This window comes from Proteus vulgaris, assembly GCF_023100685.1.
GTDB lineage: Bacteria > Pseudomonadota > Gammaproteobacteria > Enterobacterales > Enterobacteriaceae > Proteus.
Map to the genome: position 1 here is coordinate 737902 of NZ_CP090064.1, position 12816 is coordinate 750717.

Sequence of the window (12816 nt, forward strand, 5' to 3'; positions counted from 1 at the left end):
TGGATAAGATAGAACGTTAAGGATTTTCATGTTGTTCTACCTCTATCCATTCAGTTAAGCCTCGTGCTTTGCCATAACTCATTAACCTATTGCTAAAGAGATAAGGGGCATCGTTAGACGCTAAAACTTGTTGAATATCTTGAAAGTCAGGGTGGTCTTTCATCAGTGTCAGTGCATCTTCGATCTCTGAAGCCGTATAATGAAAGGGTTCAGACATCAACATGCTTTGTTTCAATGGACGAGGATAGGTTTCGCACTCAAATCGAACAACACCAGCAATTGCGGTACAAATATCAGCGTGACGATTTAATAATTGCAATTGTGCGAAGTTATCTGACATAAATTCATCAGAGTAAAAATAATCCTCACCATTGAGACTTAAATGGGCGATATCAATAAACTCGTCGCTTTTTAACGCGGTTTCTAACTGCACAATATCTTCTTGAGTAAGAGAATAGGGCGCATCATACAGCGTTGAAATAGCTAGCAGTTCACCTTCTTTTGAACATTGACGTATTGCATTCGCTAGATGTTGTTCAGCAGATAATTCTGCGATTTCTTCAACCTGTTCTTCCTCAAGTACCGTTGTGGTGTTAGTACTGCGTCCAACACCTGTTTCTGATAGTGGCAGTAGCCAACGGCGGCGAGAGATATCAGGTTGCTCTAACGCAATATCTGCATCATCAGCAATATCGGGTGGTATAGAAGCTGATGCATTTTGTTCTATCATCATGATCTCCTTCTTTTACCGATTAACTTGGTAATAAACCACGAGACGCTAAATCGTCAGCAATATCTTGCAATCCAAGGCGAACCAACGTTTCTTTTGTTGGGCAACCTAACTGCGGATCCCAGCCCATTTCTTCATAGAACATGGTGAGAGAAAGCTGCATATCTTCTCTATCCATTTTGTCTGTACCTTCAGTAAAGACAGGAATATCAGGATCTTTATCGAACACCCATGAGCAAATTTGGTCATGCTCGTTACGCATATCCATGGTATTCATTAATTTTACGGTATAAGCACGGTGTAAAGTGAAGATACGCTCTGAGGCCAAATCCAGATCTTTAGAGGTTGTTGGTTCACCTGTAATAGCGGTAAAGAATTTAGCTTCCATTTCTAAGTCACCACGATAATTGCGGCTTTTATGAGGTGAAACCGTCATTGGCCAAACCCAGTTACATAAAGTGACTGCATCGTGTAAGCAACTACGTAAAATTGTCCATTTGGTGTACGCAATTTTTGCTTTATTGATTGGTGTGTAGTTTTTGGTTTCATCAAAAGCATCACCAGAACCAAATAGCTCACCAGCAATCTCTTTTTGCAGTTTCAGAGGTAAACCACTACCGATATAGTTGATATGGGTATGTGTCATCGCATCGCGGTTAAACATACAGTTAACGATAGAACCGACTTGGGCAGAGGCTTCATTGGCGTGGTGAATAGGAAAGCCCATTGGTGACCAAAGTTTATTTTTCTTGTTCGCCCAATACTCTTCACCTAAATTCCAGCGTTGTGCAATTAGGTAAGAGCCATCAGCTAGGTGACTAAATTCACCTTTACGGTGCGCTAAGCGATAATAGAAATCTTTGATAAATTCAGGATTACCTTCTTCAAGCTTATCCCAAGGAATATCATTATATTCCTCTTCAGAAAGAACGCGTTTAAAGACACCATGGGTGTAGCAATAAGTGAAGTCACGATGAAGTTGGCCGTAGTTACACCATAACCCCATATCATCAAAAATATTCAGACCCACTAAGTTACCAACAACGTTACCATCCCCTTTTTTCTCTACATCTTTTGGGCCATTAGGGAAAATAGTTGTGTGAACAAAGTTAGCAACACAAGTATTACCACCTGTTTGTGGTACACCAAATTTTTTCGCTTGTGGAACGTTAAGTTGTGCCATACAGCGAATAGGGCAAGAGTGACATCCCCCCATTTTGACAGTGTATTCTTCTGCTTCAGGGCCTAAGTCAAAGGTGGATTTCATGGTTCTGAAACCGACAGTATTGATATCACCAGGAGGAATCTCACCAGTTTCAATTGGGCCGCCTTCAGCAGCTCCCCAGTACAGTCCTTTACGTGCAGTCCAACGAGAGCCAGGATCTGAATACTCAGCCCAAGATTGTGGTGTACTTGGTACAACGTGGTTGTTATTGGAGCCAATTAATTGCGTCATCATGTAGTCGTTAAGCTCTTTTAATGCTTTACGATCAGCAACGTTAACGCCACGGCTACCTTCTACCACAATGGCTTTTAATTTTTTAGAACCTAATACGGCACCGACACCAGCACCACCACTGTGGTTACGGCTATTAATAATGCCAGATAAAGGTACAAGGTTTTCACCAGCAGGACCAATGGTTGCAACACAAGCTTCAGGGCTTGTTTGAGCACATAACTCTTCTGTGGTTTGGCGAACGCCTTTACCCCATAAGAAAGAGGCATCTTCAATAGATACTTGGTCATCATCAATATGGATCCAAACAGGCTTATCTGATTTACCTTCAATAATCAGAGAGTCATAGCCTGCAAATTTCATCCATGCTGCAAAAAAACCGCCCATATGAGCATCAACAACGAGATTGCCACGAGTAAAAGTGGAAAGAGAAGTGATATTGACGCGAGAGCTACAAGGTGCGCCTGATCCAGTTAAAGGCCCTACAGCGAAGACAACTTTGTTTTCTTCATCAAAAGGCTTAACTCCAGGACCAACTTCGTCATACATAATTTTATAACCAAAGCCCATACCACCAATTAAGGATTTAAATTTACTTGAGCTTTCACGAGTGATGGCACCGGTAGTTAAATTGATTCTTAGAATATTTCCAGTCCAGCCGTTAATCATAATATTGCTTCCTAATCTAAATGTGGTTCAGTGATGTGATTGTATGGATTTTATTAAACAGTAATTTCTTTCCATTCAATGATTTGCAACGCACCTGTTGGGCACGCTGATGCACACTCACCACATAAATTACATTTGCCGGATTTTTTAGTTTGTGGATTGACAGTTGCCATCATCCACGGGCAAGCCGTTGTACAGGCAGCACAACCAATGCAGCGGCGTGTATCTACGACAATACAACCAAACTCTTCTTGATAACGGATAGCTTTTACAGGACACACCTTCATACATTCTGGATCTTTACATTGACGACAAGTATCCGTTGTAAAGTTTAAATCGCCATAAAGCCCACCACCGGAGCCAATACCTTTATCACCAAAATAGAAATGGCGATGAATTTTTGTTCGAGAAAAGAAGGAACCAACACTTCCATCGTTCCATGTTGTACATGCTGTTTCACAACGGTGACAGCCAGTGCAACGTGCTCGATTAGTAACTAAAACGCCTTTAGGTGTTGTGGTTAATTGAATGATGCCGCTGTCTATTTCTTCTTGCTTACAACCTAAAAGAGAAAGCAATGCGGGTGCTATAGTGATCCCTGCAAGCCCTTTACCGGATATTCGCAGAAACTCTAGTCTTGATAGCCCAATATCTAATAATGGACGATGATGTGTATCAGACATTAATATTTATCTCCGCTTAACTAATTTAATAAGAAATAAGTTGTGATGATAAATTATTTATTTATCCGCTTGCTTTACCGTTATATAAAAAATATAATAACGCTATCGTTAAGGGATATATTATAAATTTCAACTCTTTTATGATAAAAATACATTGTGATGAAATGTTAAATATTTGTGTTTACAATGTGTTATCTCCATTTTTTACGTATTTCTATTATCCTCTTTGATAGTGTGGGTATTAATAAATTAATACTGTGACTGCTATCATAGAAATAAAAATAGCGCATACTATTAATTTTATTTAATTAAATGATTATTATTTTTATCTGTAATTAAGAAAGAGAATAAATACCATTTATATATATTCTATTATTGAAATTAAATTAAAGGTGATTTGCTCTTATATTCTATCTAATATTATTGTTTTAATAATAAATTGATATTTGATATTAATTGTTTATTTAGTCAAAAATTGATATTGATTATTATTAATAGAATAATATATGAATAAATTGTAAAACCATGACTAGATCATTTTTATAAAAAAAGAAACCTTTTCTAATTGAGAGAAGGTTTCTTATATTAATATCATTATGTGGTTTAGGGACTAGTAACCTACAGCTTTCCCCGCCGGGCGACGAACATCATTTGATCCATAAAGATAACCTTCACGTACTGCACCAGAAACAGCAGAATCATTGCCTGATGATGCAGGGATAACACCTTCTTCTCCAGGAAGCCCAACCATAATGAGTTCAGCGGCTCCCCATGGGGTTTGTTCTACCATTTTATATCCCATGGCAGAGAGTTTTTCTAAAGTGTCTTTTGATAATCCTCGTTGCTCATAATAAACCTCATCCGGTAACCATTGATGGTGAATGCGAGGGCTATTAACTGCTTCTTGTGGGGGCATTCCAAACTCAATGATATTAAGTGCCGTTTGTAAGGTGATCGAGATAATACGTGAACCTCCTGGCGATCCTAAAATAAGGAAAGGTTTGCCTTCTTTAGTGACAATTGTTGGGCTCATTGATGATAGTGGGCGTTTTAATGGTGCAATACTATTGCGTTCACCTTGCACTAAACCATAGAGATTTTTTTCACCAACTTTGGTTGTAAAATCATCCATCTCATTATTGAGGAAAAAGCCAGTGCCAGGGGCAATAACAACGGCACCAAAGCGACCATTAATGGTGTAAGTGGTCGAAACTGCATTGCCGTCTTTATCCATTACTGAGTAGTGTGTTGTTTCAGGACTTTCATGAGGAGCTATGCCGGGTTGTACATTTTCTGATGGCGTTGCTTTATTCGGTTTAATTTGTTGGCGAAGTTCGGTGGCGTAAGCTTTACTTAATAACTTTTCTGTTGGGTTTTTAATAAATTGGGGGTCACCAAGAAACGTATTTCTGTCCATATAAGCATGGCGCATTGCTTCTGTCAGAGTATGAACATATTCAGCCGAGTTAAAGCCCATCGATTTAAGATCGTAACCTTCTAAAATATTCAACGTTTGACAGATAGTGACACCCCCTGAACTTGGCGGTGGTGCAGAAATAAACTCATAACCTCGATAAGTGCAGGTGATAGGTTTGGTTTCTGTAATCGTGAAGTTAGCAAAATCTTCTTGAGTTAACAGGCCATTATGTTGTTTCGATGCTTCTTCAACTTTTTTAGGGATTTCACCTTGATAAAATGCATCAGCACCTTGGTTTGCAATTAGTTCAAGTGTATTGGCTAAGTCAGTTTGAATGAGACGATCACCCGGTTGCCATGGCGTTCCATCTGGTTTTAAGAAAATTTTTGCCGATTCAGGATCTTGCTTAAAGCGTTCTGTTGTTGTTTCTAATACATCCGTATCAGCACGCGTTAAAATATAGCCTTCTCTTGCAAGCTTAATGGCTGGCGCCATGACATCTTTGCGTGAAAGTGTACCGTATTTTTCTAACGCAGAATCAAGACCTTTGACTGTACCAGGTACACCTGATGCGAGATAACCGTATAAACTGGCATCTTTAATTAAATTACCTTCTTTATCTAAATACATATTTTTAGAAGCCGCAGTGGGTGCTGTTTCCCTAAAATTAATAAAGGTATTTGTGCCATCAGCAAGGTGTATGGTCATAAAACCACCACCACCAATGTTACCACAGCAGGCATTTACTACAGCTTGGGCATAACCAACAGCAACAGCCGCATCAATGGCATTCCCTCCTTTTTGTAAAATATCATTCCCTACTTGGGATGCTAAATGTTGAGAAGAGACAACCATACCATGTTGTGCTTCAACAGCAGGCTCATAGGCTGCATAAAGTGAGTGTGAAAAAAGGGTAGTGAGTAACAGCAGGTGAGTTCTTTTTATAATAATCATTATTATCTCCATTAATAACAGTGAGTTATCTTGAATAAAGACAAATAAAATAGGAGTGGTATACGCTGTTATTAATATTAATTAACAATTGCGTAACAATAAGTATAGAGAGAGGTTATTGCTGAGGAGAATTTTTTTTGATGTGATGATCACAAAATTCTCTTTAAGCTGGAAAATAATAAGATTATGGATAATTAATAATGGTAATAAGGGGATGAGCTAAGAATAGCTAAATGTGGCGATAAACAATAAAAAAAGCCTGTTTTCACAGGCTTTTAGAAATGCTTTAGCTTACTGTTAAATTACAGTTTGCCAGAGTTTGCTTTTAGATATTTAGCAACGCCGTCTGGAGATGCGCCCATACCTTCTTGACCTTTTTCCCACTGAGCAGGGCAAACTTCGCCGTGTTCTTCGTGGAATTGCAGAGCGTCAACCATACGGATCATTTCATCAATGTTACGACCTAATGGCAGATCGTTAACGACTTGGTGACGAACAATACCTTCTTTGTCAATCAGGAATGAACCACGCAGTGCAACGCCAGCTTCTGGGTGTTCAATACCGTAAGCTTTGATGATGTCATGTTTGATATCAGCAACCATTGGATATTTAACTTCACCAATACCACCGTCATCAATAGGAGTTTTACGCCATGCGTTATGAACGAATTCTGAGTCCATAGAAACACCGATGATTTCAACACCGCGTTTTTTGAATTCTTCAAAACGGTGATCAAATGCAATCAGTTCTGAAGGGCAAACAAAAGTAAAATCCATTGGCCAGAAGAAAATAACGGCAGGTTTGCCTTTGATAAATGAATGCAGGTTGAAATCGTTAACAATTTCGCCATTACCTAAAACGGCAGCAGCTGTGAAATCAGGGGCTTTGCGAGTAACCAGAACCATAATGTACTCCTGTAAATTGAAAGAGTTTATACTCGTCATATTTCAAGTTGTAGCGTTGTTGACTACGTTCATTCGCACTAGTCACATACTTTTGTATGCTCCTAGCGACTCATTTACTTGTCGCCTAGCTACACCTTGAACTATTTAGAGTAAATTCAGGGTGTATACCCTGTTTATGCTCATCATATTTCTAGTTGTAGCGTTGTTGAGTGCGTTCATTAGCACTAGTCACATACTTTTGTATGCTCCTAGCGGCTCATTTACTTGTCGCCTAGCCACATCTTGAACTATTTAGAGCAAATTCAGGGTGTATACCCTGTTTTTAAATAATGACTACAGCATAAATAATCAATCGCTATTGATAAAGTAAAACAAAACAATCTATTTGATAGATTATAACTATCAACTTAATACAACAAAGTAGGATTATTTATGACTCCTTGTATAACCATTCATTCTAATCAACTTTGAAAATGAATACTATGCTTGTTAACAAATCGTTACGAATAATATGATAAATTGACTTAGCATCTCTTTGATATCACGAATGTAATCCTACGATATGACAACAAGATGAAACTCAAAATAGCGGTTAAATGTATCAGTTATCCAGTTGATGATGTTGTGCTCTTTCTAGCAATTGTGGATAAAATTGCCAGAAAATCTCACTTAATTCATCATAATGGGTTTCAAGTGCAATATAAGAGCCAGCTAGCGCACTTAATCGTGGCCTTCTTCTCGCCATTCCTTTTAATGTTTGAGCTATATACGTTTTATCAGCGTAACGAATTAACCAAGATTGTGACCACAAATATTCGTTGAGTTCTTGAAATTTTTCAGGTGTTTGCCATAAATCTGGCTCAATAATATTTCGTGTTTTAGTGACGAATTCAGTTAAAGACATGTTTGGTTCGAATTGAGGCCAATTTAAGGAGAGAAAATGGTCCCAAAAGACATCTAAAGTTATAGGGGCGACTCGACGATATTCGGCAGGGAACAACAAACGAGCTTGTTTTACTAACGGGTGAGTGTCTGTGAGCACATCGATGCGTCTATGCATGCGAATGCCCTCAATAACAGCTTGGCTGTAATCAGAGCTAGGCGTGCCTTTGACGTAATCTGCCATCATATTACCTAATAGAGAGCTTTTTGCTCTAAAGGCCAGATGTAGGTGAGCGAGATAATTCATTGGATCATCATAGCGCTTTTTGAATAAAAAAGGGCTTCTTTGTTGCACTGATAAGCTGGCAGCACTAGACTAGTCCGCCTGTTTTTTATGAAAGTAGTCGTTTAATTATGCGTGTATCAGACTTTACATTTGAATTGCCAGAAGCCTTGATTGCTCACTATCCACAACCTCAACGCAGCGGTTGTCGTTTGCTCTCTTTAGAGGGTGAGACTGGTGCTTTATCACACGGTATTTTTACCGATGTGTTAGATAAAATAAATGCTGGTGATCTGCTGGTTTTTAATAATACTCGCGTGATCCCTGCGCGTATTTATGGCCGCAAAGCGTCAGGCGGTAAAATCGAAGTGTTAATTGAGCGTATGCTCGATGAGCATCGCGTGCTTGCTCATGTTAGAGCCTCTAAATCGCCGAAAGAAGGTGCAGTTCTTGTGTTAGGCGAGGATGAAAGTGTACAAGCAACTATGGTTGCGCGTCATGATACGCTTTTTGAAATTCGCTTTGATGATGAAAGAGATATTCTCACCATTCTGAATAGTATTGGGCATATGCCTTTACCTCCTTATATTGATCGTCCTGATGAAGAATCGGATAAAGAGCTTTATCAAACGGTCTATAACGAGCGCCCAGGTGCCGTTGCTGCACCTACTGCAGGATTGCACTTTGATGAACCATTACTTCAAGCCTTAAAAGAAAAAGGGGTTGAGATGGCATTTGTCACACTGCATGTTGGCGCAGGAACTTTCCAACCTGTACGTGTTGATAATATTGAAGAACACACAATGCATTCTGAATACGCAGAAGTACCACAAGACGTGGTTGATGCTGTATTAGCGTGTAAAGCGCGCGGTAATCGTGTGATTGCTGTAGGCACAACTTCTGTTCGTTCATTAGAAAGTGCAGCGAAAGCAACAAACGATGCGTTAATTGCTCCTTTCTTTGATGATACTCAAATCTTTATTTATCCTGGTTACCAATACCAAGTTATTGATGCGTTGATTACTAATTTCCATTTACCAGAATCAACATTAATCATGCTGGTTTCTGCTTTTGCTGGGTATAAAAATACCATGAATGCTTATAAAGAAGCTGTTGAGCAAGAGTATCGTTTTTTCAGCTATGGTGATGCGATGTTTATTACGCGTAATCCTTTAGCTATCAATGAAAAAGTCGGACAAGAATAAAGATTTATTATTCTTTTTAACGATTTTCTTCATTTTATGAAGTGTTATTTCAATTTTATGGCTTAATCCCTTTGGCTAAGCATGGGTTTTTGTTGAAGTAACATATACAGCCGTCTAACAAATGATTAGAATGTGCTGTTTTTTATTGTGCATTGGACTGTTTTTCTGATGCTTGGAGGATGAGTGAAATACGAATTAGATAAAACCGACGGTAATGCTCGTCGTGGTCGCCTTATTTTTGAACGTGGTGTTGTTGAAACACCTGCATTTATGCCAGTGGGTACTTACGGTACTGTAAAAGGAATGACGCCTGAAGAAGTTAAAGCGACAGGCGCGCAAATTCTTTTAGGTAATACCTTCCACTTATGGTTACGCCCAGGTCAAGAAATCATGAAATTACATGGTGATTTACATGATTTCATGCAATGGCAAGGCCCTATCTTAACGGATTCAGGTGGTTTCCAAGTCTTTAGTTTAGGCGCAATGCGTAAAATTAAAGAAGAAGGTGTTCACTTTCGTAACCCTATTAACGGTGAAAAGATTTTCTTAAGCCCAGAAAAATCAATGGAAATCCAATACGACTTAGGTTCTGATATTGTGATGATTTTTGATGAATGTACGCCATATCCTTCAGACTGGGATTACGCAAAAAATTCAATGGAAATGTCATTACGTTGGGCTAAACGTAGTCGTGAACGCTTTGATGAACTCAATAACAAAAATTCATTATTCGGTATTATTCAAGGCGGTGTTTACGAAGATTTACGTGATATCTCCGTAAAAGGGCTAGTCGAAATTGGTTTTGACGGTTACGCTGTCGGCGGCCTTGCTGTCGGTGAACCTAAAGAAGATATGCATCGTATTTTAGAGCATGTTTGCCCTCAAATTCCTGCGAATAAACCGCGTTATTTAATGGGGGTTGGTAAACCAGAAGATTTAGTTGAAGGTGTGCGTCGCGGTATTGATATGTTTGACTGCGTTATGCCGACACGAAATGCACGAAATGGTCATCTATTTGTAACTGATGGTGTGATAAAAATTCGTAATGCAAAACATCGTTCAGATACATCAACATTAGATGAACATTGTGATTGCTATACTTGTAAAAATTATAGTCGCGCTTATTTACATCACCTTGATCGTTGTAACGAAATTTTAGGCGCAAGGCTGAACACTATCCACAACTTGCGTTATTATCAGCGTTTGATGGCTGAAATTCGTCAGTCTATTGAAGACTCGCGTTTTGAAGAGTTTGTACATGAATTCTACGAACGTATTGGAAAACCCGTACCACCGCTAAATGGCAGTGCGAGTAAGTGTGATTAATGTATACGAGAAAGCCCAATTCTGTGTATGATATTGGGCTTATAACTTGAATATCGTCGATATCGACAACAATGAGGAAAAGTGAATGAGTTTTTTCATTTCTGATGCTGTAGCTTCTGCTGGACAAGCAGCACCTGAAGCTAGCTTTATGTCTATTTTACCGATGTTAGTGATCTTTATTCTGATTTTCTATTTTATGATCCTACGTCCACAGCAAAAACGTACTAAAGAACATCGTAAACTGATGGATTCTATCGGTAAAGGTGATGAAGTTTTAACAACGGGTGGTTTAATCGGTCGTGTTGTTAAGGTTTCAGATAACGGCTATATCGTTGTTGCTCTGAATGAAACAACTGAAGTAACTATCAAACGTGACTTTGTTGCCGCTGTATTACCTAAAGGCACAATGAAAGCTATTTAATTACATTTCCCCAAAGGGAAAAGGGAACTGCCGTGCTAAACCGTTATCCTTTGTGGAAGTACCTGATGTTGATAGCCGCTATCCTCATCGGTCTGCTTTACGCACTTCCTAACCTATATGGTGAGGATCCGGCTGTTCAAATCACTGGCGCGCGGGGAACCGCCGCCAATGAGCAAACACTGGATCAAGTTCGATCTTTATTAGATAAAGAAAAAATTGAAGCGAAATCTATTGCACTTGAAAATGGTGCAATCTTGGCTCGTTTCGGTAACCCTGACATTCAATTACGTGCTCGTGAAGTGTTGTTGCCTGCATTAGGCGACCAGTTCATTGTTGCGCTTAACCTTGCACCGGCAACACCTAAATGGTTAGAAGCCATTGGCGGTGAACCGATGAAACTAGGGTTAGACTTACGTGGTGGTGTTCACTTCCTAATGGAAGTTGATATGGAAACTGCGCTAGGTAAACTTCAAGAACAAAATGTTGAAAGTCTGCGTACATTATTACGCGACGAAGGCATTCCGTATTCTTCTATTCGTAAAACGGATAACTATGGCGTTGAAATCCGTTTCCGTAACTCGGATGATCGCTCTAAAGCTTCAGATTACCTGACTCGTCGTAACCAAGATCTCATTTTTAGAGATGGTGCTAATAACTCATTAAGAGCTATTTTTACTGATGAACGTTTACGTGATGCGCGTACTTATGCAGTACAGCAAAACATTACCATTTTACGTAATCGTGTTAACCAGTTAGGGGTTGCTGAGCCATTAGTTCAACGCCAAGGCGCTGACCGAATTGTTGTTGAATTACCGGGTATCCAAGATACCGCACGCGCTAAAGAAATTTTAGGTGCGACAGCAACATTAGAATTCCGCTTAGTCAATACTACCGTTGATCCTTCTGCTTTAGAGACTGGCCGTATTCCGGGCGACTCCGAAGTGAAATATACCCGTGAAGGTAGACCAACTATTCTTTATAAACGCGTTATTTTAACAGGTGACCACATTACTGATTCAACCTCTCAGGCTGATGAATATGGTCAACCTCAAGTGAATATTTCACTTGATAGTGCGGGTGGTTCTATCATGTCTAACTTTACAAAAGATAACGTCGGTAAACCGATGGCAACTCTTTTTGTAGAGTATAAAGACAGCGGTAAACGTGATGAGAACGATCGCGCTGTATTGGTTAAAAGTGAAGAAGTTATCAACGTTGCGAATATTCAAAGTCGTTTAGGGAATAGCTTCCGTATTACAGGTATTTCAAATGCGAATGAAGCACGTCAATTATCACTGTTATTACGTGCTGGTGCGTTGATTGCACCTATTCAAATCGTTGAAGAAAGAACGATTGGTCCAACTTTGGGTCTGCAAAATATTACCCAAGGTTTAGAAGCGTGTTTATGGGGTCTGATTGCGTCAGTTGCCTTTATGATAATTTATTATCGTAAATTTGGTGTGATTGCGAGTACTGCATTAATGGCAAACTTGGTGTTAATCGTTGGGGTAATGTCACTATTACCGGGTGCAACACTGACCATGCCGGGTATTGCGGGTATCGTATTAACACTTGCCGTCGCCGTCGATGCCAACGTACTGATAAACGAACGTATCAAAGAAGAGTTACGTAATGGTCGATCAGTACAACAAGCAATCCATGAAGGTTATAAAGGTGCCTTCTCCAGTATTATTGATGCGAACTTAACCACATTAATTACAGCGGTGATCCTTTATGCAGTCGGTACCGGCTCAATCAAAGGCTTTGCTATCACAACTGCAATCGGGGTTGCAACATCCATGTTTACCGCTATCGTCGGTACTCGTGCGATTGTAAACCTGCTGTATGGTGGTAAACGCGTTAAGAAACTGTCTATTTAAGGAGC

At 39.4% G+C, this 12816-nt stretch carries 10 protein-coding genes; 4 read left to right on the top strand and 6 right to left on the bottom strand.

Annotation, left to right across the window (positions count from 1 at the left end; genetic code table 11):
• Positions 1 to 16 precede the first annotated feature (16 nt).
• From LW139_RS03495 to LW139_RS03520, 6 genes are all read right to left on the bottom strand, one after another.
• On the bottom strand, positions 17 to 730 hold the full coding sequence (locus LW139_RS03495; protein ID WP_227336436.1) for a YdhW family putative oxidoreductase system protein: 714 nt from the start codon (positions 728 to 730) through the stop codon (positions 17 to 19).
• A 22-nt stretch (positions 731 to 752) separates the two neighbouring features.
• The gene (locus LW139_RS03500; protein WP_109408015.1) at positions 753 to 2855 is read right to left on the bottom strand and encodes an aldehyde ferredoxin oxidoreductase; all 2103 of its coding nucleotides are present in this window, start codon (positions 2853 to 2855) and stop codon (positions 753 to 755) included.
• A 53-nt stretch (positions 2856 to 2908) separates the two neighbouring features.
• Positions 2909 to 3538: a ferredoxin-like protein gene (locus LW139_RS03505; RefSeq protein WP_247850628.1), complete on the bottom strand. Its 630-nt coding sequence runs from the start codon at positions 3536 to 3538 to the stop codon at positions 2909 to 2911.
• 610 nt (positions 3539 to 4148) lie between these two features.
• Positions 4149 to 5909 (bottom strand): gamma-glutamyltransferase, encoded by a 1761-nt coding sequence (gene ggt / locus LW139_RS03510; RefSeq protein WP_227336437.1) that lies wholly within the window; start codon positions 5907 to 5909, stop codon positions 4149 to 4151.
• Positions 5910 to 6211: 302 nt separating this feature from the next.
• Positions 6212 to 6814, bottom strand: coding sequence for a peroxiredoxin C (locus LW139_RS03515; protein WP_109408013.1), 603 nt, complete (start codon positions 6812 to 6814; stop codon positions 6212 to 6214).
• A 601-nt stretch (positions 6815 to 7415) separates the two neighbouring features.
• Positions 7416 to 8003 (bottom strand): ACP phosphodiesterase, encoded by a 588-nt coding sequence (locus LW139_RS03520; protein WP_166539472.1) that lies wholly within the window; start codon positions 8001 to 8003, stop codon positions 7416 to 7418.
• A 107-nt stretch (positions 8004 to 8110) separates the two neighbouring features.
• On the opposite strand from LW139_RS03520, the gene queA reads away from it, so the two are divergent.
• From queA to secD, 4 genes are all read left to right on the top strand, one after another.
• Positions 8111 to 9184, top strand: coding sequence for a tRNA preQ1(34) S-adenosylmethionine ribosyltransferase-isomerase QueA (gene queA / locus LW139_RS03525; RefSeq protein ID WP_247850629.1), 1074 nt, complete (start codon positions 8111 to 8113; stop codon positions 9182 to 9184).
• A 183-nt stretch (positions 9185 to 9367) separates the two neighbouring features.
• Positions 9368 to 10510, top strand: a complete 1143-nt coding sequence (gene tgt, locus LW139_RS03530) for a tRNA guanosine(34) transglycosylase Tgt (RefSeq protein WP_109408011.1) — start codon at positions 9368 to 9370, stop codon at positions 10508 to 10510.
• Positions 10511 to 10595: 85 nt separating this feature from the next.
• The gene (gene yajC, locus LW139_RS03535; protein WP_006535133.1) at positions 10596 to 10931 is read left to right on the top strand and encodes a preprotein translocase subunit YajC; all 336 of its coding nucleotides are present in this window, start codon (positions 10596 to 10598) and stop codon (positions 10929 to 10931) included.
• A gap of 32 nt (positions 10932 to 10963) precedes the next feature.
• A complete protein-coding gene (gene secD / locus LW139_RS03540) occupies positions 10964 to 12811 on the top strand; it encodes a protein translocase subunit SecD (RefSeq protein WP_075672033.1) in 1848 nt (615 codons plus the stop codon).
• Positions 12812 to 12816 lie beyond the last annotated feature (5 nt).